23 protein-coding genes are annotated in these 24696 nt (G+C 35.4%); 9 read left to right on the forward strand and 14 right to left on the reverse strand.

Annotation, left to right across the window (positions count from 1 at the left end):
* The coding region (locus B9T31_RS16095; protein ID WP_139840934.1) for an NAD(P)/FAD-dependent oxidoreductase at nucleotides 1-259 on the reverse strand (259 nt) is incomplete at its 3' end.
* A 189-nt stretch (nucleotides 260-448) separates the two neighbouring features.
* Between B9T31_RS16095 and B9T31_RS16100 the strand changes: the two genes are divergently transcribed.
* The 4 genes from B9T31_RS16100 to B9T31_RS16115 all read left to right on the forward strand — a co-directional run bounded on the left by B9T31_RS16100 (nucleotide 449) and on the right by B9T31_RS16115 (nucleotide 3763).
* Nucleotides 449-1060 carry a DUF1285 domain-containing protein gene (locus B9T31_RS16100; RefSeq protein WP_086182952.1) on the forward strand — a complete coding sequence of 204 codons (612 nt, stop codon included), beginning with the start codon at nucleotides 449-451 and terminating at the stop codon, nucleotides 1058-1060.
* Nucleotides 1061-1111: 51 nt separating this feature from the next.
* Entirely contained in the window at nucleotides 1112-1984 is an 873-nt protein-coding gene (gene murI, locus B9T31_RS16105; protein ID WP_086182953.1) for a glutamate racemase, read from the forward strand.
* 99 nt (nucleotides 1985-2083) lie between these two features.
* A complete protein-coding gene (hemH, locus tag B9T31_RS16110; RefSeq protein ID WP_086182954.1) occupies nucleotides 2084-3097 on the forward strand; it encodes a ferrochelatase in 1014 nt (337 codons plus the stop codon).
* A 21-nt stretch (nucleotides 3098-3118) separates the two neighbouring features.
* Nucleotides 3119-3763, forward strand: coding sequence for an MBL fold metallo-hydrolase (locus tag B9T31_RS16115; protein ID WP_086182955.1), 645 nt, complete (start codon nucleotides 3119-3121; stop codon nucleotides 3761-3763).
* A 78-nt stretch (nucleotides 3764-3841) separates the two neighbouring features.
* Here the strand turns inward: B9T31_RS16115 and B9T31_RS16120 are convergent, their stop codons facing one another.
* Nucleotides 3842-4027, reverse strand: coding sequence for a DNA gyrase inhibitor YacG (locus B9T31_RS16120; RefSeq protein WP_086182956.1), 186 nt, complete (start codon nucleotides 4025-4027; stop codon nucleotides 3842-3844).
* Nucleotides 4028-4143: 116 nt separating this feature from the next.
* Between B9T31_RS16120 and B9T31_RS16125 the strand changes: the two genes are divergently transcribed.
* The 3 genes from B9T31_RS16125 (at nucleotide 4144) to B9T31_RS16135 (ending at nucleotide 6478) form a co-directional block, all read left to right on the forward strand.
* Nucleotides 4144-4788, forward strand: coding sequence for an SAM-dependent methyltransferase (locus B9T31_RS16125; RefSeq protein WP_171264788.1), 645 nt, complete (start codon nucleotides 4144-4146; stop codon nucleotides 4786-4788).
* Nucleotides 4789-4794: 6 nt separating this feature from the next.
* The gene (locus tag B9T31_RS16130) at nucleotides 4795-5997 is read left to right on the forward strand and encodes a TIGR03862 family flavoprotein (RefSeq protein WP_086182958.1); all 1203 of its coding nucleotides are present in this window, start codon (nucleotides 4795-4797) and stop codon (nucleotides 5995-5997) included.
* Between the two features lie 67 nt (nucleotides 5998-6064).
* On the forward strand, nucleotides 6065-6478 hold the full coding sequence (locus B9T31_RS16135; protein WP_086182959.1) for a GFA family protein: 414 nt from the start codon (nucleotides 6065-6067) through the stop codon (nucleotides 6476-6478).
* Nucleotides 6479-6512: 34 nt separating this feature from the next.
* On the opposite strand, the gene B9T31_RS16140 is transcribed toward B9T31_RS16135, so the two are convergent.
* Together B9T31_RS16140 and B9T31_RS16145 are read right to left on the reverse strand one after the other, a co-directional pair.
* Nucleotides 6513-7076 carry a hypothetical protein gene (locus tag B9T31_RS16140; protein ID WP_086182960.1) on the reverse strand — a complete coding sequence of 188 codons (564 nt, stop codon included), beginning with the start codon at nucleotides 7074-7076 and terminating at the stop codon, nucleotides 6513-6515.
* A gap of 4 nt (nucleotides 7077-7080) precedes the next feature.
* A complete protein-coding gene (locus B9T31_RS16145; RefSeq protein ID WP_086182961.1) occupies nucleotides 7081-7869 on the reverse strand; it encodes a class I SAM-dependent methyltransferase in 789 nt (262 codons plus the stop codon).
* Between the two features lie 118 nt (nucleotides 7870-7987).
* Between B9T31_RS16145 and B9T31_RS16150 the strand changes: the two genes are divergently transcribed.
* Nucleotides 7988-9256 carry a hypothetical protein gene (locus B9T31_RS16150; RefSeq protein WP_086182962.1) on the forward strand — a complete coding sequence of 423 codons (1269 nt, stop codon included), beginning with the start codon at nucleotides 7988-7990 and terminating at the stop codon, nucleotides 9254-9256.
* A 29-nt stretch (nucleotides 9257-9285) separates the two neighbouring features.
* Nucleotides 9286-10239: a 2-hydroxyacid dehydrogenase gene (locus tag B9T31_RS16155; RefSeq protein ID WP_086182963.1), complete on the forward strand. Its 954-nt coding sequence runs from the start codon at nucleotides 9286-9288 to the stop codon at nucleotides 10237-10239.
* Nucleotides 10240-10358: 119 nt separating this feature from the next.
* Here the strand turns inward: B9T31_RS16155 and B9T31_RS16160 are convergent, their stop codons facing one another.
* The 10 genes from B9T31_RS16160 to B9T31_RS16205 form a co-directional block, all read right to left on the reverse strand.
* Complete coding sequence (locus tag B9T31_RS16160) at nucleotides 10359-10760, reverse strand: hypothetical protein (RefSeq protein ID WP_086182964.1); 402 nt, start codon at nucleotides 10758-10760, stop codon at nucleotides 10359-10361.
* A 176-nt stretch (nucleotides 10761-10936) separates the two neighbouring features.
* Nucleotides 10937-14542 (reverse strand): urea carboxylase, encoded by a 3606-nt coding sequence (uca, locus tag B9T31_RS16165; RefSeq protein WP_086182965.1) that lies wholly within the window; start codon nucleotides 14540-14542, stop codon nucleotides 10937-10939.
* A 12-nt stretch (nucleotides 14543-14554) separates the two neighbouring features.
* Nucleotides 14555-16387 (reverse strand): allophanate hydrolase, encoded by a 1833-nt coding sequence (gene atzF / locus B9T31_RS16170; RefSeq protein WP_086182966.1) that lies wholly within the window; start codon nucleotides 16385-16387, stop codon nucleotides 14555-14557.
* A gap of 359 nt (nucleotides 16388-16746) precedes the next feature.
* Entirely contained in the window at nucleotides 16747-17136 is a 390-nt protein-coding gene (locus B9T31_RS16175) for a hypothetical protein (RefSeq protein ID WP_086182967.1), read from the reverse strand.
* A gap of 72 nt (nucleotides 17137-17208) precedes the next feature.
* The gene (locus B9T31_RS16180) at nucleotides 17209-18156 is read right to left on the reverse strand and encodes an HrgA protein (protein ID WP_171264789.1); all 948 of its coding nucleotides are present in this window, start codon (nucleotides 18154-18156) and stop codon (nucleotides 17209-17211) included.
* 55 nt (nucleotides 18157-18211) lie between these two features.
* Nucleotides 18212-20281 carry a glycine--tRNA ligase subunit beta gene (glyS, locus tag B9T31_RS16185; RefSeq protein WP_086182969.1) on the reverse strand — a complete coding sequence of 690 codons (2070 nt, stop codon included), beginning with the start codon at nucleotides 20279-20281 and terminating at the stop codon, nucleotides 18212-18214.
* Nucleotides 20281-21255 (reverse strand): glycine--tRNA ligase subunit alpha, encoded by a 975-nt coding sequence (gene glyQ, locus B9T31_RS16190; protein ID WP_086182970.1) that lies wholly within the window; start codon nucleotides 21253-21255, stop codon nucleotides 20281-20283. Before glyQ ends, glyS begins: the two co-directional genes overlap by 1 nt.
* Before the next feature lie 243 nt (nucleotides 21256-21498).
* Nucleotides 21499-22959, reverse strand: a complete 1461-nt coding sequence (locus tag B9T31_RS16195) for a hypothetical protein (RefSeq protein WP_086182971.1) — start codon at nucleotides 22957-22959, stop codon at nucleotides 21499-21501.
* A 66-nt stretch (nucleotides 22960-23025) separates the two neighbouring features.
* Entirely contained in the window at nucleotides 23026-24318 is a 1293-nt protein-coding gene (locus tag B9T31_RS16200; protein WP_171264787.1) for a hypothetical protein, read from the reverse strand.
* Entirely contained in the window at nucleotides 24263-24682 is a 420-nt protein-coding gene (locus tag B9T31_RS16205; RefSeq protein WP_086182973.1) for a divergent PAP2 family protein, read from the reverse strand. The genes B9T31_RS16200 and B9T31_RS16205 overlap by 56 nt, the downstream gene beginning before the upstream one ends.
* Nucleotides 24683-24696 lie beyond the last annotated feature (14 nt).

Raw genomic sequence — 24696 nt, forward strand, 5'->3', positions numbered from 1 at the left:
CAACGACAGGAACATTTAATGGTGCACCTTCATCTTTCCAGTTAGGGAAGAGTTCATTGATGGCACGAGGTTCAAGAACAGCCCCAGAGAGAATATGCGCACCGACTTCGGAGCCTTTTTCAACCACACAAACGGAAAGATCATTTAAATTATTTTCAATAGCCAGTTGACGAATTTTGATCGCAGCAGAAAGACCCGCAGGTCCTGCACCGACGATGACAACGTCAAATTCCATAGATTCACGTTCGATGTGTTCCATCTAGGACTCCTCATATTTTGCGAAGGTGGCAACCGTGACGACTAAAAAGACGGCGCTGCCATGAGTGTTCTGTAAAGCCGAGACACAAATTAATTATGCGTCTTTTGTATTGTGGGCTAGTATAGTTTTAAACCGTGTCCTAGCCAATTGGCTTAACTATATTATTTTACGTCATTGGAGTATTAACTGATGGGAATTCAAAATAAATCACCAAATATGACGAAAAATCCTGCGAATAGTGATGATAAAAATTTAATGGATATTACACAATACTTAAAAGATGGACAGTACGGTCACAAAAAGTCAATCCCCCCATTAGCACAATGGCATCCAAAGCAGTGTGGCACAATGGATTTAGTCATCAAAGAAAATGGAGAATGGTGGCACGAAGGTCAACCGATTCGAAGACAGGCACTTATTAATTTGTTTTCTACAGTATTATGGAAAGAAAATAATAAATTTTATTTAAAGACGCCTGCTGAAAAAATTGAAATTCAAGTTGAAGATGAGCCTTTATTTGTCAATCAAGTCGATCAAATTTTGATAGACGGTCAAAAATATTTGCAATTTACAACAACAACGGACGATATTATTTTAGTAGATCAAGATCATGCTATTTTTATGCGTGAATATCAGGGTGAATTAAGGCCATATGTACAGGTGAGATTTGGTATAAATGCTTTAATTCAGCGTGCTGCTTTTTTTCATTTAATTGAAATGGGAGAGTTATATGAAACTGATCAAAAAGAGACCATATTGAGTTTACAAAGTGGTAATTTTAGTTTGCAATTAGGCTGCTGAGGTTTAAGCTTTGGCTTCACTCCTTTATTTTTTTGACTCAGCTGAGTAGATATGAAAGCAATTCATCCTATTTATCCATTCAATGAACCGATGTCAAAGGCCGCTGCTGATGCACCGATTGGTATTTTTGATTCTGGGATTGGTGGTTTATCTATAGCGATTGAAATTGCACGATATTTACCCAATGAACGTATTGTTTATTTTGCTGACACTGCTCACGTGCCATATGGACCACGTGATAATCAAAATATACGTGAGTTAACTGCACAAGCTGTTGAGTGGCTTTATCGCCAAGGCTGTAAAGTTGCTGTTGTTGCTTGTAATACAGCATCTGCATTTAGTTTAGATCATTTAAGAGAGCATTATGGTGACCATTTTCCAATTATTGGATTGGTACCTGCCTTAAAACCTGCGATATTACAAACAAAAACAAAAAAGGTGGCTGTTTTAGCAACCCCTGCAACGTTTCGTGGACGATTGATACAAGATGTTATAGAGAATTTTGCCATTCCATCTGAGGTCAAAGTATTACCTGTTATATGTCTAGATTTAGTCCCTATCGTTGAAGCTGGTGAGCATATGGAATCTATATGTTTACAAAAATTAAAAGAAGTATTACAACCCGTTGTAGATGAAAATGTAGATTATCTTGTCTTAGGTTGTACACATTATCCATTTTTAAAAGCAGCAATAGAAACGGTATTTCCAGCACAATTTATATTAATTGATTCGGGGCTTGCAGTTGCACGTCAAACTGCACGTATTTTAATTAAGAATGAATTGTTAGCATCATCACCCATCGATTCAAATACACTGAGAATTGAATGTTATTTTAGTGGGAATAATGCAGAAAATATGCGCGGTATTTTGCAAAAAATAATTTCAGAAGATATTTCTTGGCAAGCGATTAATTTATTGGAATAGTGAAATATCGATTGATTTATACTTATTTAATTGATCAATTCATCAACTTTAAAAAAGTTGTATTACGATAAGCTTATTCCGTCATATTTAGAGGACATCATGATTTCTACTGTAAAACCTAAAGTCACGATTATTCTCGCAAATCTGGGGACACCAGATGCTCCTACTGCGCCAGCAGTTCGAAAATTTTTAAAACAATTTTTATCTGATCAACGTGTGATTGAAATTCCAAAACCAATTTGGCAAATTATTTTAAATGTATTTATTTTACCCTTTCGCCCAAAGCGAGTTTCACATGCCTATCAGATGATATGGTCAGAAGATTCACCAATGCGTGAGATTTTATTGCAACAAGTTTCTATGCTTAATCAACAATTAGCAAAACACTATCCAGATTTAGATTTAAATATTGTTCCAGCAATGACGTATGGACAGCCAAGTATTCATCATGCGTTAGAGCAATGTCAGCAGCATAAATCTGATCATATTATTTTATTTCCCTTATTCCCTCAGTATTCTGCCACATCGACAGCGCCTTTATATGATGCAGTTGCAAACTGGGTATTGAAGCAGCGGAATTTACCTGGTTTAAGCGTAATTCGAGATTATTATCAACATCCATTATATATTCAAGCCTTAGCACAAAGCGTACGTGATTATCAAAACCAACATGGTCAGGCTGAAAAACTATTAATGTCATTTCACGGAATTCCTCAGCCTTATGCAGACAAAGGCGACCCTTATGCAGATCGTTGTCGTATTACAGGTCAATTGGTTGCCCAAGCATTAAATTTAAAGGCAGATGAATGGGAAATAAGTTTTCAGTCACGTTTTGGTAAGCAAGAATGGGTGAAGCCTTATACAGATGTAGTATTGCAAACGTGGGGGCAGCAAGGTGTAAAGTCTGTACAAATTATGAGTCCAGCATTTTCAGCAGATTGTTTGGAAACACTTGAAGAATTAGCAATTCAAAATAAAGAAATATTTCAGCAAGCAGGCGGACAAGCCTATGCTTATATTCCTGCCTTAAATTTACGTGAAGATCATATCGCTTTATTCAGTATCTTAGTTCAGGCTCATCTTGATGCTTTAAAACAAACATTAGCCTATTAAATTCTCTGAGGATTTTGCCAGATGTTACAAGTTAAAATTGTGCCAGTAACCGCATTTCAACAAAATTGTTCAATTCTTTGGGATTCTGAAACCAAAGATGCCATTTTAATTGATGCAGGCGGTGAGCCTGAAAAACTTAAAGCTGAAATTGAAAAATTAGGGCTAAATGTGAAAGCACTTTGGTTAACGCATGGACATTTAGATCATGCTGGTGCAGTTGGTGCGTTAAGGAATGAATGGAATGTTCCTGTGATTGGTCCACATAAAGAAGATGCTTTTTGGCTCGATATGATTCAAGAAGTTTCAGCTAAATATGGTTTTCCAATTCCTGAAAAAGTGAATGTAGACCAGTGGTTGAATGGTGGTGAAATACTCAAACTAGGTGATGAGGAATTTGAGGTTCGTTTTGCACCAGGCCATACACCAGGTCATGTGATGTTTTATAATAAAAATTATGCTTTATTATGGACAGGCGACGTGTTGTTTAAGGGTTCAATTGGACGAACTGATTTTCCAAAAGGAAATCATCAGCAGTTATTAGACTCGATTCAACGAGAATGTTTCAGCTTACCAGATGAAACACAATTTATTTCAGGACATGGTCCAATCAGTACCATTGGCTTTGAAAAACAGCATAATCCATTCGTTGCAGGAAAAGCAGGTTAATGAGATGGGTGTGGATTAAGTCCATTTATAAAAAAGTCTGTATTCACAGACTTTTTTATTTTAGCAGGGTAATTGCGCTTAGAGTGTATCTTCTTCGCTTCCACCATCAGCTTGAGGTGCATCTTGAGTTGGGAGTTTATACTCTTCTTTGGCCCAAGCTCCAAAATCGATGAGTTTACAACGTTCTGAGCAAAATGGGCGAGATTCATTCTGTTCCCATGTTGTGAGTTCACCACATCTTGGGCAATTTAATGTTGTAGGCATGGGAAATGACTCCAATAAAAACAAGGTTTGATCAATCAAAATTAAAAATAGATAGGGATAGAATTAGGTAAATACGGGCACACTTGTTAGACTTGTGCCGTTTTTGTTAGTTTGATCTGATTATGTCAATTCGTCAATTTCAAGCGCATCGTATGTATGCCCCTCGTGATTTTAAAGCCATTGCCAATGAGCCAATTTGTGTTGAAATTGGTGCTGGAAAAGGTAAACATGCATTATTGTTTAGTAGAGAAAATCCAAATAAGAAATTACTTGCAATAGAAAGAACGCGAGAAAAGTTTTTAGCTATGCAAAAACAGCACGAACTCGAAGGGCAAACCAACTTAGAGGTGATTCATGCAGATGCTTTACCTTGGGTGGTGCATGCATTATTTCCAGAACAAGTTGAGCAATTTTTTATCTTGTATCCAAACCCTGAACCACATAACGCAGCACAGCGATGGTTAAATATGCCATTTTTTGAGTTTCTGTTGTCACGTTTAAAAGTCGGTGGCAGCATTACTTTGGCGAGTAATATTACTGAATATATTGATGAAGCTGTAGAGCAATTAGTGCATGTATGGAAGTTGCCATTTGTAAAAGAGGAGATTCCCCTTACATCTGCACGAACGCATTTTGAAATTAAATATTTAGAACGTGGTGAATTGTGTCAGCAATTGATTATTCATAAACCTGAAGTTTATACAACTCGGTTTGATGATTTTGCACCGCTCAATGGGCAAAGTTATGAAAATAAAGGTTAAATGTAAATGACCAAACGTATCGCAATAATTGGTGCTGGACCTGCAGGATTAATGGCTGCGGAAGTCTTGAGTCAATATGATTATCATGTGCATATCTATGAGCAAAAACCTTCTGCGGCACGAAAGTTTTTAATGGCAGGAAAAACAGGTTTAAATATTTCCCATTCCGAGCCTTTCGAAACATTTATACAACGATATGATCAGAGAGAATGGCTTGAACCTTGGGTTCAACAATGCGATGCATTGTGGATTCAAAATTGGATGAAAGGGTTGGGTGTTGAGTCTTATATTGGGTCTTCAGGACGGGTTTTCCCAATAGAAATGAAAGCTGCACCGTTATTGCGTTCTTGGTTAAAACGTTTAGCGGAACATGGCGTGCAATTTCATTATCGACATCGGGTTATAGATATATTGGGTACACAGCTGAGCATTCAAAACGTAATGAATGAACACATAGATCAAATACATTTTGATGCTATTATTTTAGCATGTGGTGCAGTATCTTGGCCGTCTTTGGGCAGTGATGGTTTGTGGCAAAAATGGTTGAATCGTGATGAAATAGAGCCATTTCAAGCGAGTAATGTTGGTGTCGAACGACATTGGTCTAAATTTATGCAACCTGTTTTTGGAGAACCACTAAAACGCGTTGAGGCTTGGGTGAGTGATGGTGCTAAAACAATGGGTGATATCGTCATTACTCATTATGGTTTGGAAAGTGGTCTGATTTATAAACAGGGGCGAGCCCTACGTCAGCAGAAAAAAAATCGACAACCATTGCAATTGATTTTAGATTTATTGCCAGACCAAAACCGAGAGCAACTCACACAAAAATTACAACCCAGTCAAAGACAATCATTAAATAATGTTTGGCGTAAAGCAGGATTAGATCATGCGAAAGCAAACTTAGTCCGTGAATTGGTTGCAAAAGAATTTTGGTATCAACCGAACATACTTGCACAGAAAATTAAGCATCTTGAAATTGACTTAACTGGTTTTCGTTCTATTGAAGAGGCGATTAGTTGTGCTGGCGGTGTTCGCCGTGAATATTTAACTGAACATTTACAATTGAAAAATCATTCTAAAATATTTGTATGTGGTGAAATGTTAGATTGGGATGCGCCAACAGGGGGATATTTATTAACAGCATGTTTTGCGACTGGGCGTGCTGCGGGTGAAGGCGTTCATCAATGTTTGCTGTCACATCAATAATCTTTTATATATTGATGTTTGTATTTTATGCTAATGTCGTTAAGAAATTAATGCTTGGGTAAGTAAGATGACACATCCAAAAAAATATACGGGTAGCTGTTTGTGTGGTGCTGTTCAATATCAAATTGATGGTGAAATTGGTCCAATCATACAATGTCATTGTCAAAAATGTAGAAAAGCGAATGGAACGGCTTTTGCAACCAATGCACCTGTGGTGAGATCTGAATTTAAGTTTACACAAGGTGAAGGGGTTATCAAAAAATACAAATCGAGTGAAGCAACAGAGCGTTGTTTTTGTGGTGAATGTGGATCACCTATTATGAGTATTAAGGAAGCAACTCCAAATTTTTACCGTTTAAGAATTGGTACTTTAGATACACCGATTGATCATAAGCCGACACAGCATATTTTTGTTGGCTCTAAAGCGGAATGGGATGTCATTTATGATGATCTACCTCAATGTGAAGGTATGGCAAAATAAAAAAGGAATCCTATGATTCCTTTTTTATTGATTTTTATTCTTGAACTTTAGTTTCGAGTTCAGGATATTGTGTACGCCAATATTCAAGTTGCTCTTGCGCTTGTATATCACTTTGCATGGCACTTTCATTGTCTTCAGTGATATTTGGGCTTTGATTTGCTTGGGCTTTATGCGCTTGAAGTAGCTTTTCTTGTTCTTCCCAATAATTTGCAAGCAGTCCTTGAATATAACGACCTTGTTCTGTTTTGAGATTTAGTTGTTTTAACATTTCTAAGGCTGAAAGTATGCTGTCATGTTTGCGGCTATATGCAAATTCAGCAGTTAAAGTTCCTGCATTTTTCATTTTTTCTAGATCACTTTCTAGTTCATCGCTGACGTCTGTATAGCGCTCATCATAATCAATGAGTAGTTTGATGTCATGGGTATCATTTGCAGTTTTTGTAAATTGTTTAATGGGTTGAGGAGATAATTCCTGAATCACCTGATCTTCAGTTGTTATTTCATTCTTTTTTTCAGTATTTTTTTGATCGCAAGCGCTGAGGAATAAGGCAGAGCTGAATAATGTTATTGCTATCACTGGAGATTTTAAATTGAGCATAAGTTTATCCTAACAAACTGGGTATCTTTTGAAAAATATAAACATGTGTGATGTATGGAAACGCTATTTCATCTTGCGCTGTTTTTTGAGTATAGTCACGTAAAACCTCCTCAATTTTATGTTTTAATTCTTGTTGTTGATCGAGAGGCATTGCTGCAATAAAGCTGGTCGAAAGGAAGCGTTTAGAAACAACTTGTTCAACCGTACCATGATGTTCCAATGAAAATGTCGTGTGGTCATATAAGTTAAAAAGAGCGTGTTCTTTAAAAACATTTTTCCAAATATTGTGATGGTAGCGAGGGGTATCTCCTTCAAAAGGTTGAATCAGTTCAGCAATGGCTTTGACCCAGTTAACATCAAGATCACGTTGGTTCCAAATTAAGATAAGCCATCCATGATCTTTTAAAACACGATGCAGTTCAGTTAATGTTTCAATATTGGCAAACCAATGAAAGGATTGGGCACAACAAATGGCATCTGCAAAATGTGTTGAAAATGGTAGATTATGGCTAAATGCTTGAACCGCTTGAATGTTAGGATAAGCATCCTTAAGTTGTTCAAACATTGCTGTAATGGGTTCAACAGCAATAACTTGATTACTTATTTGCTGTAAATAGGGTAAGAATTTGCCAGTGCCTGAACCTAAGTCAATTAACGTACTATTTTCAGACAGACGTAGTTCATTGGCTAACCAAGTTCCAATATTGTGTGGATAACTTGGACGGACTTGTTGATAAAGTTCTGCTGCAGAACTGAAACCTTTTTGCGCAGATGAATGTAGAAATTGTGTCATATTTTGCGATTTTTAATCTGCTGTGCTTCTATACAATAACATATTCGTTATAAAGTCATTACGATAACGAATTTAAAATTGATCATGTTAACTAAGAGTAGTTCGCTTCGGTGAGGGAATGGATAAACACATAATTTTTGAAGACGGACATATCCGCGCTATTTTCCTTAAAGGTTCTTCACAAGAATTGATTATTTCTTTTGGTGATTTAATTACACGTGCAAAAGGACTGGCAATTAATGCAGAAAAATCATTGGAAAAGTTTCAATACAATGTGATTGGGATTATGCCAAAAGAAAAGTCATGGTTTCCTGAAAGTTCGATGTTGAACATGATGGCGGCAATACAAGAATACTTAGCACCGTTTAAGACACGAATTGGTTATGGTGGTTCTATGGGGGGCTATGCCGCAATTAAGTATTCAAACCTGCTAGATTTACAACGTATTGTTGCTTTAGTGCCACAGTTTTCGATTGATCCATTAGATGTTACAGATTTACGCTATAACATGTTTTATCATGAAGAAGTTAATCGGGAAATGAAAATCAAACCTGAGGATGTTTCTGAGAACCGTGAATATATTGTGGTATATGATCCTTATTATGAGGAAGATTCTGCTCATTACATTAAAATTAAAGCGCTTATTCCACATGTAAATACATTACATTTACCACATACAGGTCATGATGCAATTGCAATTTTAGCCAGCTCAAAATTGCTCAATGATTTTTTAACGCATAAATTTGATTCAGCCTATTTTTATCAACAAATCCGTGAAGTCAAAAAAAATAGTAAATTTTATTACCGTAAAGTGATTGAAAATTTATTACCAAAGCATCGTGGATCTTTAGGTCAGATTCTGAAAAATAATGATTTTCAGGTGGACAGTAATTTCTTTGACAGCAAGTTGAAACAAAATTTAATACGTTCTTTATTTAGTAATAAACAGGTTGATCAGCACGATTTAAAAAAATTAGGTTTACAGATCAATGTACCGCAAGAAACCCGTAGTTTATTGCTAGACGATTTTGGACACGGCTTAGTGTTTAATGTCATTAGTCAAAAAATTGAAGGCTATGCATCGCATGCAATTGCACTCAATCATAAGTTTTTAATTCCAATTTATGCTAAAAATAGTGGTTTAGTACAAATTTATTTGAATGATGAACCTTATATTGTCGCAATGAATGATCGGAATATTTTAAAGCTATTCAGAGAAGATGAAGATTTGGCTTTAGGTATGCACCCACTTGTGTTGAAGAAGTACGGTGATTATTTTGCAATTAGCTATAAACAGTTAAATTTAAGTAGTGATGAATACGGTGGTTGTGAATTCATTGAAGATATGCCAGAAACTGCCAAGTTTATTCATGAACCAGAGCTTTAAATAAAGATTTAAATTGCAAGGAGTGTCATGTGAAAGCTGTATTTTTAGATTATGCATCTTTAGACAAAGATGATTTAGATTTTAGCGCACTTCATGCAATTTATGATGAATTAGATGTATATCCTACAACATCATCTTTAGAGTTGCTTGAACGTGTACGTGATGTAGATGTGATCATTAGTAATAAAGTGATCATTAACGCTGAGACGATTCAACAATGTCCGAAGTTAAAGCTAATTTTAATTTCGGCAACAGGAACCAACAATATTGATTTGGTTCAGGCAACAGCACAGGGCATCATTGTTTGTAATTGCCAAGCTTATGGGACATCAGCAGTTGCACAACATACTTTGATGCTGATACTTAATTTGGCGACCTCATATCGTGATTATGATCGTGCAGTACAGCAAGGTAAATGGAATCACTCTTCTCAATTTTGTTTACTCGATTTTCCAATTGTGGAACTGGCAGGAAAAACTTTAGGAATTGTGGGTTTTGGTGAGTTAGGACATGCTGTTGCGAAATTGGCAGAAGCTTTTGGTATGACTGTATTGGTTGCACAGCTTCCAAATCGCCCGATTCATGAAACACGAATTCCTTTAACGACATTATTATCACAAGTGGATTTTCTCACCTTACATTGTCCATTAACAGAAGACACACAAGATTTAATACATGCTCATGAGTTTTCGATCATGAAAAAAAGTGCATTTTTAGTTAATTGTGCTCGAGGTGGAGTTGTGAACGAGAATGCATTGGCTGAGGCTTTGATTCGACATGAAATTGCAGGTGCGGCAACGGATGTACTTACTGTGGAACCACCTAAAGATGGAAATGTATTGCTGAATCCGAGCATTCCTAATTTACTCATCACACCGCATAGTGCATGGGGAAGCGTTGATGCACGTCAACGCATTATCAATCAATTGGTTGAAAATACAGATGCATTTATACAAGGAAAAGTCATTCGACAAGTTAACTAGAGATAAAAATTTCATACTTTTGGTAAATGAAAAATAAAATACAAGCTCAGGAATCTGAGCTTGTATTTTGAAAAAGTTTACTTATATTGACAATATTTTTGTTTGAGTTTGATCTTTTCTTAAGGATTGACTCGCGTATTTTGTTCTAAAGGTTGTTGAATAATTGGGGCAGGACCATCTTTAGGGTCTCCAAACACGCCATTTTTAACTTCCGTGATTTTTTGTCCAGCTGCCTGTGCTGTATGTTCTATACCTTCTTCTGCTGCTTTGGCTTTGGGTTTTAATTTATTCCAACCACGTTCAGTTGCAGATCCAATTCGAGTTGCGGTATTTTTAATTCCCTCTTGGGTTTTATAGGCAAATACATGAAAAATATTGGGGTTTTGCCCATAAGGTGAAATTAATCCATTTTCATCAGCCTGGTTTTGATTATTATTCAGGGGCGATGTTGTTGGGTTAGCCCATAATGATGTGGTCATTAATATTAAACTAACACACGTTATCAATTTTGTTTTATTCATGGTGTGCGAGACCTCCTTATATCAGCCTATTCTTGACATGAGTATATAGCAGTCTATTTCTGATGATGTAAAATTTTCTTAATTGTTTGAAGAAATAATGGAGAATAAGTTGCTATTGGACGCACTGAAATCAAAAGCCCAAACAAATTGTTTGGGCTTTTGATCAATTGAGAGAATTATTTCATATAAACAAGAGGCTCACCTGTATGTACTGTTTGACCAGCACGACAAATAATGGCTTTTACCGTACCTTCTTCATCAGCATAAACAGGTAATTCCATTTTCATTGCTTCAATAATGGCAATGGTTTCACCCTTTTTGACAATTTGACCTTGTTCAACCAAGACTTTCCATACATTTCCAGTCATAGATGCATTTAGTGCAATAAAATCACTAAAGTCTTGTTGTTCAACTTCAGGCTCATGAATTTCTTCTGCATGAACAAATTCATTTTTCCAACGTGTTACCTCTGTTTTAAATGCCAATTGCTGCTTTTCTTGGAAGTCTGTAATACTTTGTGCGTGATCTGCTAAAAATTGACAATGTTCAGCATAATCAAAAATAGTCTCTTCGATACGGATCTGGGCTTGCCCATTGGCAAAATCTAAACGCCATTGTTCAAGTTCAGTTTCAGAAACTTCAAAAAACTTAATTTGATCAAAAAACTGCAAGAACCAAGGTTGATCACCAAACTGTTTATTCTTTTTAAATTTATTCCAAATAGGGATAGTACGACCAACTAATTGATAACCTCCAGGGGAGTCCATTCCATAAATGCACATGTACATTCCACCAATACCAACAGTTCCTTCCGCTGTAAATGTACGGGCAGGATTATATTTAGAACTAAGTAGTCGATGGCGTGGATCAATTGGAACGGCACAAGGAGCTGTTAGATACACATCTCCTAATCCGAGTACAAGATAATTGGCATCAAATACAACTTGTTTAACTTGATTACGATGTTCTAATCCATTAATCCGTTGAATAAAGTCAACATTATTCGGTAGCCAAGGTGCTTTAGAACATACACTTTCCTGATAACGTTCAACTGCATCTAAGGTTGCACGGTCTTCAAAAGCCATAGGCAAATACAGAATACGAGATGGAATTCTGATTTGACTCAAATCACCCATTTGATCTTCTAAGAGAAGGAGCTTATGCATTAAGGTTGATTGTGAAATGATTAAACCATCATATTTAATTTGTAATGAACGTACGCCTGGTGAGAGTTCCAAAATACCTGCTATAGATTGAGCACGAATCATTTCAATCAGTTGATGAACGCGTAATCGTAGTGAGAGATCGAGAATATTATCTCCGTATTCAAGCAAGATATAGCTATCACCTGCCTGACGATAGATTGTTTTAGGTGAAAGCGTTGTTTGTTCTTTTTGTGCGAGAATAATGCCCCCAGTTACCGTTACAGCATGGGAAAGTGGATTTAAGGTTGTTGTAATTTCAAAATTTTCAATAAAGTCGAGTTGTTGCTGTTCTAATTGATTTGCTTGTTCTATGGTTAATGGAAAAAAGGAAATTTTATCGTCTGCTTTCAGTTGTCCGATTTTCCATAATTCTGCTTTTGCAATCGTCACAGGGCATACAAAGCCCCCTAAGCTTGGTCCATCCTTGGCTAAAATAACGGGGAAATCCCCTGTGAAGTTAATAGCACCAATTGCATATTCACAGTCATGAATATTTGAAGGATGTAATCCAGCTTCACCACCGTTTTCACGTGCCCAACTTGGAGATGGACCGCTTAAGCGAATTCCTAAGCGATTTGAATTAAAATGGACGGTCCATTCTGATGCAAAAAATTCATCAATATATTCTTGTTTAAAAAAATCTGGGGCTCCATGTGGTCCATATAATACACCAATTTTCCACTCTTTATGATAAGTCGGGATGAGTTCATTGGGTAAGGCACGAGGTACTGCAGTGGCTGCAGATTGCTCTGGTTGAAGCTGTGCTGGATCGACAGTTTTAATCATGTCGCCCATACGAAGTATACGTCCAGCATGTCCACCAAAGTTTCCTAAGGCAAAAGTTGATCTGCTTCCCAAATAAAGAGGTACATTTAAGCCGTGACGAACAGCCAAGTAAGTCCGACAACCTGATTCAACTTGACCTAATTTAAGAGTTTGACCAGATTTTACGTAAATAGGTTGCCAAAATGGAACCATTTCTTCGTCAAGTGAAGCAGCGCAAGGAGCACCTGTTAAAGCAATGACTGTATCAATATGAAACTTTAGGGTTGGACCCAGTAAGGTAAATTCAAAACCAGCAGCTTGAGAATCATTTCCGACAATTTTATTGGCTAATCTGAATGCAAAATCATCCATTGGACCAGATGGAGGAACACCAATATCCCAATATCCAATCCGACCAGGATAATCCTGAATAGAGCTATGCGTTCCAGCTTGAATCACTTCAATGACTTTGGGGGTATTCTTAAAATGATCAAGCATACGTGTCCAAATTTGCATATTTTCAAATTGAGATGTCGCGATAATTTCACGAATATAGTCAAGGTTTGTACTAATGCCATTGAGCCTCACTTTTTCTAAGGCTTCTTTTAGTTTTTGTATTGCAGCTGGACGATTTTGAGCATGTACAATAATTTTAGCAATCATTGGATCATAGTATTGGGAAATTTCTGTACCTGTGGAAACCCACGTATCGACTCGAATATCATCTGGGAAATAGACTTCAGTTAAAACACCTGGACTAGGCTGGAAATTTTTCAGTGTATCTTCTGCATAAATGCGAACTTCAATTGCACATCCTTGAGGTTGAACTTTTGTGAGCATTTCCCAATCGAGCTCATCACCAGCTGCAACTTTAAGCATGCATTCAATGAGATCTAAGCCCGTGGCCATTTCTGTAACGGGATGTTCAACTTGTAAGCGTGTATTGACTTCTAAGAAATAAAATTCATCTTTAGATGGATCGTAAATAAATTCGACTGTGCCTGCACTGCGATAATTAACGGTTTGTCCAAGTTGTATTGCTGCTAAATGTAATTTTTCTCGTGTCTGTTCTGGTAAATGTGCTGCTGGTGTTTCTTCTATAATTTTTTGATTGCGCCGTTGTAAGGAGCAATCTCGTTCACCCAAAGCAATCACGTGACCTTGACCATCACCAAAAATTTGCACTTCAATATGTCTAGCCTGATCGACAAATCGCTCTAAAAATACACCAGAATCTTTGAAAAACTGTTTACCTAAACGTTTAACACTTTCAAAGGCCTCAATTAACGCTGTTTGTGAATCACATTTTGTAAGCCCAATGCCACCACCACCTGCTGTACTTTTGAGCATAATAGGATAACCAATGGATTCCGCTGCATTAAGAGCTTCTTCTAGATTATTTAATAAGCCTGTTCCTGGTGTCATAGGAACATGTGCGAGTGCTGCTAACTCACGAGCACGATGTTTTAGACCAAACTCTTCAATTTGAAAGGCTGTTGGACCAATAAAGACCAAATTATTCTGTTCACATCTTTGTGCGAAATCGGCACTTTCAGAGAGAAAACCATAACCAGGGAAAATCGCTTGAGCACCTGTTTCTTTGGCGATATCCATTAATCGATCAATATTTAAGTAGGTATGTTCTAGTTCAATGCCTTGTAGTGAGATGGCGATATCCGCATCTAATACATGTTGTGCAAAACGATCTATATCTGAATAGACCGCAATACTTTTTATTCCGAGTTTTTTTAATGTTCGGATTGCTCTAACGGCAATTTCTCCGCGATTTGCAACAAGAACCGTATGAAACATGATGATTATTCCTTAGTAAGATGTAACTTTTGTTTGATTATTTTGTTGTTGTTGATATACATACCATCCACCAAAATGGCTGATATTTTTTGCATTAGTGAGTGCATAAGATTCACAAATAAAGCCTTTAACCCAACGACCGTCTTTCAATTCAATATTACCTATGCCAAGCGGTGCAGGAATTTCAGCAACAAATTCACCAAATCGGGCAGTCGGAATATCCCAAAGCTCAACGACAATTGCTTGCCCATCTGACTCATTACGAACTAAACCAGGTTTAGGAGGAATAACACCTTGAAGTTCATAAAGTGAATATTTATGAGCTGTTCGTGTTGTTTCTATATGTACTGCATCTCGGGTGAGTAATTGAAAATTCAATGGCATCCCCGTTAAATGTGCACCGACAACGGCAAGACGAATATGATGGTTCGAAGGCGCTAAAATAGATTGATGAGGCTTTAGGTTTTGACCTGTTGCACCTAAACTTAAATTCAAATGATTTTGCCAAATTTTGCCAAAATGAGCTAAAGCTGCATCATGCCACGCAGGAGCAATAAGAGTGATACCAAAAGGTAAGCCATCTGCTCTAAAGCCTGCGGGTAATGCGAGTGCGCTTAGATCGGCTAAATTGGTAAAATTTGTATAGGTTCCAAATTGAGAATTTAACTTGATGGGTTCAAGTTTTACCTCTTCAATGGTATAAATTGTTGGCGATGTTGGAACAATTAAGGCATCAAAATTTGCTAGAGTTTCTTGAATGGTGCGTGCTAAATTTTGTTTTAAATATTCAGCGTTATAGGCATCAATTGCAGTAAATTGATAACCTTGTTTAATAATTTCTAAGACAGTTGGGTCGAAAGCCTTTTGATTTTGATGAATTAAATCATCTACAGCCGCAGTTCGTTCAGCAACCCAAGGTCCTTGATAAAGTTGGGCAGCAAGTTTTTCAAAGGCACTAAAATCAATTTCTGTAATATGGGCTTGAAAAGAGGTCAATAATTGAATGGCTTGTTTAAAGGCATGCTCAGACTGTTGATCTCCCCAAAAGTTTAAAACTTGAGGAATCGCAAAATTCAATTTAGATGAAAAGCGGGCAGGGGCAGTTTTAGGATTTTTTCTAGAATAGCCATCTCTAGCATCATATTTTTCAAGTAAATTTGCAACATATTCAGCATCTTCAACGGTCAAAGCAAAAATTGAAATGCAGTCAATACTTTTACATGCAGGAAATAAACCGAAATTAGAAAAACGTCCTTTAGTCGGCTTTAAGCCTACAATATTATTAAAACCAGCTGGGACACGACCAGAACCAGCAGTATCTGTTCCTAATGAAAAAGGTACAAAGCCACGAGCGACGACACTGGCAGAACCAGAACTGGAACCCCCACTAACGTATTTGGGATTAAATACATTTTCAACAATCCCATAAGGTGAACGTGTACCTACAAGCCCTGTTGCAAACTGATCTAAGTTAGTTTTACCAATCACAATTGCACCTGCTTGTTTTAATAATTTAACAAGTTCGGCATCTTGTGTGGCAGGTAGCGTCAGCGCATTACATGCAGCCGTTGTAATAAACCCTTCTACATCAATGTTATCTTTAACAGCAAATGGAATTCCATATAATGGATATTGTTGATAAGGATTTGCTGTATGCGGGTTAAGTTGTTGCAGATTACTGATTTGCTCCCTGATTTGTTCAGTGGTTGCTAAGGTGATCCATGCATTGTCTTGTATATCTAAATTTTTAACTAAGTCGATTAATTGCTCTATGGAAAATTCACCACGTTGATAAGCCAATTGCCAATCATGAATTGTCCATCCACAAACGTCATTTAAAAGCATATTTGAGTCCATCTTACATACAAGCACGAATGCTATGAAGCAGGATTTATGCCAAAAATTAACGTCTTGTTCTGAATATAATTTTTATAGATGTACAAATTTAAATGTCATAATTTGGCTCAAATTCTTATGTTTTGAAAAAATTGTCCATCAATAGTGCAAAGCTGAAATAGTAAAGAAGAACATGTTGTCGAGACTAAAGATTAAAGAAATTTTGAGTTCATATTTGGGTAAAGAGATAATCAATTAATTCAGATTTTTGGTATAATTAAGTTATATTTTATTGAAATTTATAATAAAAATATGATGTGAATAATATTTTAGGTCGCTTAAAAAATTTTAAACGACCTATTTTGAGATTAATTACACTGTTCTAACGCTTCTTTTGCAAAGTTTTTACGAAGTGCTAAAAAGTTCTTTTGAGTATTTTCATCGTATAAATCAAATTTTTGAGCTGAGCTTGTGCCATCTGGTGAGAATAATGCAGAACCTGCTGAAAATAATGTTAAACCTTTAAATGCCCATTGTTCTACCACTCTTCCATTGCCCATTTGCCCTGTAAATTCAATAACGCACTTATCATGTAGCTTATTTAGACGGGCTTTATTGTTAAGGGTATCTGGATAGACATCTAGATTATGAACTTCTTGGAGTACTCCAGCATCTAGATGTTCAACAGTTGGTGCAGTTGTACAAGCAGAAAGCGCTAAACCAGTCAAAGTTGCGAATATAAGTGCGTGAAGTTTCATAAGATTCTTTCTTATTCAGTATTGTTCAATTGAGTATATGAAATATAAACCAAATTTTATAGAGGTTTTATCTTAATGATTCCAATCTTGTGGGCGAATACGTCCTGTCTGATAGTAAATAGAGACTAATTCAATAAAATTTTTAAAGTCCAAATTTTCATTTATGATTCGATTCATAGATTGCCAGTCAACTTCAGGTCTTCTTCGTGCGGGTAATAAAATTTCACTTTCAGTAGGGTTTTCTGGAATTAATAGGATTACGCCAATACCATGAAGTGCGGAGAGCATACGCAGTTCTTCTTCAACGATATTTGTAGAAATTGAAGTTGCGACTAAATAGCCTTCATTCGCCCAACTGGAATTACTCACAGCCTGAAAAAAACTACTTCGAATATTGCTACTATTTAACTCTTTCTTGACTTCAAAAGACCATAGACGAATATTTTGTCCTGAACTATGTTTTACACAGGTTTTGATGAGTTCACTCCAGTGTTTGTCTAAAGCTTGCATTGCAACAAGGTCAGGGTGCAACCATTGATTACCGTTTGGACCACGCGTATTACTTGAGCGTTTTTCATTAATTCTAAGGCAATATAAATTTAATTCAGATGTTAAGAACTCAATCAGAAGAGGATATAAATCATGTTCAGATAATTGACCTACTTCATGAGTTGTTGAATAAATATCCATATTATTTTGAGATGATGCTACTGTTTCAATATTTTGTGTTAGTTCGTATGTGGAATGTGAGGAATACCAAAACTTTCGTGGACGAGGCTGATCACGAATATGAATATATGGGGAAGTTTTTAAAAGACTTTTAGCGCTACTGCTGATTTCACGAACAATTTGCAGAATAAAATCTGAATCTGATGTAAATCGATGATTTAATCTTTTGTACTCATAATCTTCTGGGTAAATTTTAATAATAGCTTCAGCAATTTCTCTTGCAGTAAATTTTTGATCTAAGTTAGATTTTAAAAATTCTGTAACTTTTTGGTTTTGAGATAATTTCATTATTTATACGTCATAAAAAACCTCGCTATAACATAGCGAGGTTCCATTTATTTTTCAATTAATGTTGCAACACGGAAATATCTGCAACTTTAGTAAATAAATCACGTAGTTGAGCAAGTAAACGTAAACGGTTTGCTTTAAGCTCAGGATCATCAGCCATGACCATGACATTGTCAAAGAATGCATCGACAGGTACGCGAAGTGCAGCTAGTTTAGACAAAGCTGTTGTGTAATCTTTAGCAGCAAATAAAGGTAAAACAACAGGGGTAATATTTTGCAACTCTGTAAATAATGCCTTTTCAGCATCTTCTACTAGGTTTTCTTCAATAATAGCCCCTGTTGGTGTTGCTTCTTTTGCAAGAATATTCGCAACGCGTTTATTTGCCGCAGCCAATGCCGCAGCTTCAGCTAAAGTACGGAAATGGTTTACAGCATTCACACGTTTGTCAAAATCTAAAGGAGATTTTGGAGACAATGCTTGCACAGCTTGTATGACATCGACTTCAACACCTTGATCTTCATATTTAGCGCGATAACGACCTTCTAAGAATGCAACCGCATCTGTTCGTGTTTTATCGTGATCTTTAATCACATCGCCATAGGAAGCTAGCGCTAATTTAATCAAATCTTCAATTGAAACATCTAATTCATTTTCAGTCACAAGGCGTAAAATACCAATTGCAGATCGACGTAATGCAAATGGATCTTTCGATCCTGTAGGTGCTTGATTAATACCAAAAATACCTGTCAATGTATCTAAACGATCTGCAAGGGCAATGGTTGTACCAGTTTTCGTTTTTGGTAATACATCACCAGCAAACTTTGGTAAATATTGCTCGCCAAGTGCTTCAGCAACCTCGTTATTTTCACCTTCAATACGTGCGTAGTATGTCCCTGCAATACCTTGAAGTTCTGGAAATTCACCGACAAGTTCAGAAGTTAAGTCACATTTCGCAAGAAGTGCCGTTTTTTCAGCATCTGTAGAGTCTGCACCTGTAATTGCAGATAAGGCAGTAGCCAATTTGGCAATACGTTCTGATTTATTCCATAGTGTGCCAAGTTCTGCTTGGAACACCATATTTGCTAGCTTTTCTTTGCGAGAGGCAAGTGGTTGTTTTTGATCTTGTAAGAAGAAAAATTCAGCATCGGATAAACGAGGACGTACAACTTTTTCATTTCCCTCAATAATCTGAGTTGAATCTTTAGATTCAATATTTGAAACGGTAATGAAATAAGGTTGAAGTTTATTCTCATGATTGACTAAGCAGAAATACTTTTGATTATCTTGCATCGTGGTAATTAAGGCTTCTTGAGGAACTGCCAGGAAGCGCTCTTCAAAACTTGCACGAAGCGAAACAGGCCATTCAACCAAAGCTGTTACTTCATCACGAAGATCGGTCGGAACTATAGCTATGGCATTGACTTCATCTGCAAGTGTTTTGACTTGCTGATCAATCATTGCTTGACGTTCTTCAAATGAAGCGATGACATATGCATCTTTTAATTTTGATAGATAATCATCTGCATGCGTTAAGGCAATTGCTTCTGGTGCATGGAAGCGATGACCATAAGTTAAGTTGCTAGTTTTGTGGCCTTGGATTATTGCATCAATCACTTGATTATCTTTGAGTAAAATAACCCATTTTACTGGTCGTACAAATTCAATGCGACTTGCTGCAGAACGCATACGTTTCGCAATAGGAAGATTATCTAAAGCAGTTTGTAAAATTTGAGGTAACAAGACATCTAGATTTTGACCTTTAACCTCTTTTAAAAAGCAAATTTTTTCAACTTTACCTGCTTGAAAGGTAGATATTTGATCTGCTCGAATACCTTGCCCACGCATAAAGCCTTCAAGTGCTTTGGTTGGATTACCTTCACTGTCATATGCAGCTTGAACTGCCGGACCATCAAAGCGCTTTTGTGTATCTGCTTGAGCACCATCTACTTGAGTAATTTTCAAAGCTAAACGACGAGGCGCAGCATAGGCTTCAATTGAATCAAAGGTTAGACCTGCTTCTTTTAAGCCTTTTTCCGTTTCTACTTTTAATGCATCACGTAATTTTTTTAAGCTTTTGGGTGGAAGTTCTTCACAACCTAATTCGAACAATACTGTATGTTTTGACATTATTTGCTCTCCTTTTTTGCATCTGCTTCAACTTGTGCTTTTAACTGCGCCAATACTTCATCTCGTAAATGCGGTTCTGCCATTGGAAAACCAAGTTCAGAACGAGCTGCTACATAACTTTGAGCAATAGCACGTGCTAAAGTTCGTACACGTAAGATATAGCGTTGGCGTTCAGTGACAGAAATTGCACCACGTGCATCAAGTAAGTTAAAACAGTGCGATGCTTTAATGACTTGCTCATACGCAGGTAAAGGAAGTTTTGCTTCAATTAAACGGTTTGCTTCAACTTCATAAAAATCAAAAAGTTCAAACATTTTTTCAATATTGGCATATTCAAAATTATAAGTTGATTGTTCAACTTCATTTTGGTGGAAAACATCACCATAGGTGACGGTACCAAATTGTCCTTTTGTCCAGACTAAGTCATAAACTGAGTCTACGCCTTGTAAATACATAGCAAGACGTTCTAGACCATAAGTGATTTCACCTGTTACAGGGTAACATTCAATACCACCAACTTGTTGGAAGTAGGTAAATTGCGTAACTTCCATGCCATTTAACCAGACTTCCCAGCCTAGACCCCAAGCACCTAAAGTTGGTGATTCCCAATTATCTTCTACAAAGCGAATATCATGTACAAGTGGATCAATTCCAATGGCTTTCAATGAATCTAAATAGAGCTGTTGGATATTGTCAGGATTCGGTTTAAGTACCACTTGAAATTGATAATAGTGCTGTAAACGATTTGGATTTTCTCCATAACGTCCATCTTTTGGTCGACGTGAGGGCTGTACATAAGCAGCATTCCATGTTTCAGGACCTAAAGCACGTAAGAAAGTTGCTGTGTGAAATGTACCAGCACCCATTTCCATGTCATAAGGTTGAAGAACAACACAGCCTTGTTCTGCCCAGTAATTTTGTAAGGCAAGAATTAAGCCTTGGAAGGTATCAATATGCGATATGGCGCGACTCATGGTCATCCACTTAAAATTAGAGAAAAATTGCGTTCAATTATAGGGATTTTCAAAGGCGGTAGCAAAGGTTATACATAAAATGCTTATGCTAAGATTTTAAGCTGAAAATGAAGAATAAAACTTGAGATGTAAATAATCAGAATTAAAAAGTGATTAAAGATTTGAAAAATTATTTAGTGCAGAATTAATCGATTAAAAGTCACAAATACATAACGAATTAGATATTTGTGACTGAAACATTCATTACTTCATAATAATTTCGTAATTGTTAGAAGGGTTTTGTGCCTGATACAGTTGAAGCGTTTGTTTTAGCTTAGATAAATGAGCTTTATCTGTGGCATAAAAAGTAACTGTGTCATAAGCTGGAGTAATTTTTCGTTGCTTAAGTTTAAGTTCACCTGCTTTAAGCCAATTATCTGGGCGAGTCGGAAACCAATCATCATAAACAGCGACATAATGAACATTATTTTTCTGCATTAATTTCTTAATCCAAGTAACATCATTTGGATCTTTTCTATAATGCAAAGCTTCAATAGAGCCTAAGCCCCATAAATCTAATATATATTGATCACTACGTAAAGCAACAAGCCCAAGATCATTCACAGCAATAGGTGCATTTAAAGTTTTAGCGATTTCAGACATTCGGAATTGTTGGTTATAAATATTTGAAGAAGCTTTTGCTGTTTGATTGGTCGAACTACTTAATGATGGGAAAGCCGTGATCAGAAAAATAGGCAGATACCATATATTCGGACAACGTTGATATAATTGATAAATCATTAAAATTGAAGCAAAAACAAGATAGTAAATTTCGTAGCGAGAAAACCAGCCGTATTTTCCAAGTAAAAAATGTAACAGTGTGGTTGAAATTAAAACAAGAACAATCGCTTTGTTATTTTTCCAAGTCGCCATTGCAACGATAAAAACAAGAGAAAAGAACCAACCATAAACTTTCATATTATTTTTGAAGTTATCGATGATACTTTCATTGGTATTAATGGTTTTTGCAATAATTGAAGAGGGTAAATAGCCGAGATTATTGAGATATAAGAAAAGCGAAAATATAAAAATAATTAAAAATAAGAAAGTGACACTGATCAGTGCTGGTTTCTTGAAGTGATTAAAATATAGATAAACTAAAACTGGAATGCTAATAGCAAGACCTTCATAACGTACTAAAGGTAACAAGACTAAAGCAGTAAAAAAAATAATTAAGCTTTTTTTGTATGCTGTAATTAATTGGATATTTAGAAGATAGTAACAAATTAAAATAACCAATAAAATTTGTAAACTATGTTCTAAACCATTAAAAACAAGACCATATATATTAAATGCATATAAAAACAACATTGAAAAAAATAAATCTTTTGCTAAGTTGTTGAATTTAAAAATTTTTAAAAGTAAAAAACCAGAAATAACTAAGAAAATTGAATTTAAAATAAGAGGGATATATTGTATGAAATCTGTTCCACCAAAAGGGACTAATAAGAATGGCCAAAGAATACTACTAGAAGGCGCGGACATTTCTGATAAATTAATTCCATATGTACCGTAGTAAATATTTTTAGCTAATTCTATATGAATATATGGATCATCTAGAGTATAGGTAAAATGATGATCTTTTTTTAAAATCTGTAAAAAAATTATGATTACAGGTAGTATAAAGAAGAAAATACGAATTACATTTTTTAAATAACTATTCATTTTAGACTCATAATATTAACGACTAATACGTAGGATTACTTTAGAAAAACGATAATTTTTTATATATTACTGGTTAGAATGAATAGACCAATTCAGTTTATCTAAAGTTTCTTTTGAAATCGTTGCTGTATTAATATCGGATAAAGCACCTTGATTGATTTTTGCAAAGTGTGGAAATAATTCGGTTATACCAAATGGGCCTAGCGTGATACCAATTAAAGCTGAAATAACAATATATTTTTTATATTTAATCAAGTTATTTTGTAGCAAATTGAGGTCAGCTATTCTGGTTAAAATTAAATAAAAACAAAGGATGGTTAAATTAAATAAAAATAGAGATATCCATCTGAAGTAATCAAATGCAATGACTGATAACAGTAATGGTGAAGCTGTGACAATCATAAAAAAATAATATTTTTTAAAATTAAATGATTGGTAAATAAAATTTAAAAATGGAATAATTACAACTATAGCAATTAATATTGCAATATAAGTTTTTGACTGAATTAATGCATGTAAATTTAATAAGATATTTTCTTTTATGCTTAAGGATGTTGTTCTAACGGCATATTCACTAAAGTATCTATAATTTTTATAATTTTGAATAAGAGCATGAATTTGATTGGATGTTGCTGTGCCATATATACTGATTAAAATAATACAGATGATTGTTAATAGTGATAGAGCATAGGTTTGTTTTTTATTTTTATAATTTAAGTAAAATAGAGAGATCATTAAAGGGGAAAAAATAATAAGGGCAGCTTCATGGATTAAGGTTAATAAAACGATTGAAAATGTTAAATAAATAAAAGGAATTATTGTTTTTTTACATTGAGTAATAATAAATAAAAATATAATAACTAACAATTGAGCTATTTGATCAAATCTTGATATTTCTAATATAAGCTGAGTGGTTGTAAATGGTAAAAGCATAAAACAAAATAAAAGAGTATATTTATATTTTTTATCTAACGTTAATGTGTTTAATACTCTTAATGTTGCTAAGTAAATAAAATAAAATAAAAATAAAAATAAAAATATAGAAATTAACCTAATGTTTTTATAAGTTGGAGGTATTTGAATATGATGTAAGATTTGGCCGATTAATCCTCGTTTCATGAATCCAAAATCATAATTGAATAGCCATGAAGTATAGAGATAATCGGATAATCGGATACTAAAATCAAATGTATACTCCCTACTATGAATAAACAAAGCTATTGTTAATATTAAAAAAGGAAAGAGTAGATATAATTTTAATTTTTCTTTCATCGAGTCAAGTAGCATAGAGATATAACCAAAATTATTTTGTAAATAAAAATAATGCGTATGCCACGCATATGCCTGTAATAATGCCACCAAATATCTCGAAACGAGTATGCCCCATACGTTCTCTTAAATGAGTAGATTGAGTAGAGTTTTGGTTTAAAATATTAATGGCTTGCGCATGTTTTCCGACTTGTTGTCTTAAACTATTTGCATCTAATAGCACAATAAAAGAAAGGGTTAATGCAACAGCAAATGAAGGTGTATTTATACCTTCTTTAAAAGCAATAAGCGCAGTTGTACTACTAACAATCGCACTATGATTACTTGGCATTCCCCCATATCCAATTAATCCAAATGCCAGTTTTTTTGCTTTAATACTATTAATGGAAAATTTTAAACATCCTGCAACTAACCAAGCACAAAATGGTGTTATTAAATATAAGTAGTAATTCACGTGAAGTCTCATTA

The sequence above is a fragment of the Acinetobacter sp. ANC 4558 genome (assembly GCF_002135375.1).
GTDB lineage: Bacteria > Pseudomonadota > Gammaproteobacteria > Pseudomonadales > Moraxellaceae > Acinetobacter.

Coding starts and splice junctions, on each gene's coding strand:
- B9T31_RS16175 (WP_086182967.1), bottom strand. CDS start 17,136: ATGAAACTTCACGCACTTATATTCGCAACTTTGACTGGTTTAGCGCTT.
- B9T31_RS16115 (WP_086182955.1), top strand. CDS start 3,119: ATGTTACAAGTTAAAATTGTGCCAGTAACCGCATTTCAACAAAATTGT.
- murI (WP_086182953.1), top strand. CDS start 1,112: ATGAAAGCAATTCATCCTATTTATCCATTCAATGAACCGATGTCAAAG.
- atzF (WP_086182966.1), bottom strand. CDS start 16,387: ATGCTTTTAAATGACGTTTGTGGATGGACAATTCATGATTGGCAATTG.
- B9T31_RS16160 (WP_086182964.1), bottom strand. CDS start 10,760: ATGAATAAAACAAAATTGATAACGTGTGTTAGTTTAATATTAATGACC.
- B9T31_RS16135 (WP_086182959.1), top strand. CDS start 6,065: ATGACACATCCAAAAAAATATACGGGTAGCTGTTTGTGTGGTGCTGTT.
- B9T31_RS16140 (WP_086182960.1), bottom strand. CDS start 7,076: ATGCTCAATTTAAAATCTCCAGTGATAGCAATAACATTATTCAGCTCT.
- B9T31_RS16195 (WP_086182971.1), bottom strand. CDS start 22,959: ATGAATAGTTATTTAAAAAATGTAATTCGTATTTTCTTCTTTATACTA.
- B9T31_RS16120 (WP_086182956.1), bottom strand. CDS start 4,027: ATGCCTACAACATTAAATTGCCCAAGATGTGGTGAACTCACAACATGG.
- B9T31_RS16100 (WP_086182952.1), top strand. CDS start 449: ATGGGAATTCAAAATAAATCACCAAATATGACGAAAAATCCTGCGAAT.
- glyQ (WP_086182970.1), bottom strand. CDS start 21,255: ATGAGTCGCGCCATATCGCATATTGATACCTTCCAAGGCTTAATTCTT.
- hemH (WP_086182954.1), top strand. CDS start 2,084: ATGATTTCTACTGTAAAACCTAAAGTCACGATTATTCTCGCAAATCTG.
- uca (WP_086182965.1), bottom strand. CDS start 14,542: ATGTTTCATACGGTTCTTGTTGCAAATCGCGGAGAAATTGCCGTTAGA.
- B9T31_RS16130 (WP_086182958.1), top strand. CDS start 4,795: ATGACCAAACGTATCGCAATAATTGGTGCTGGACCTGCAGGATTAATG.
- B9T31_RS16145 (WP_086182961.1), bottom strand. CDS start 7,869: ATGACACAATTTCTACATTCATCTGCGCAAAAAGGTTTCAGTTCTGCA.
- glyS (WP_086182969.1), bottom strand. CDS start 20,281: ATGTCAAAACATACAGTATTGTTCGAATTAGGTTGTGAAGAACTTCCA.
- B9T31_RS16150 (WP_086182962.1), top strand. CDS start 7,988: ATGGATAAACACATAATTTTTGAAGACGGACATATCCGCGCTATTTTC.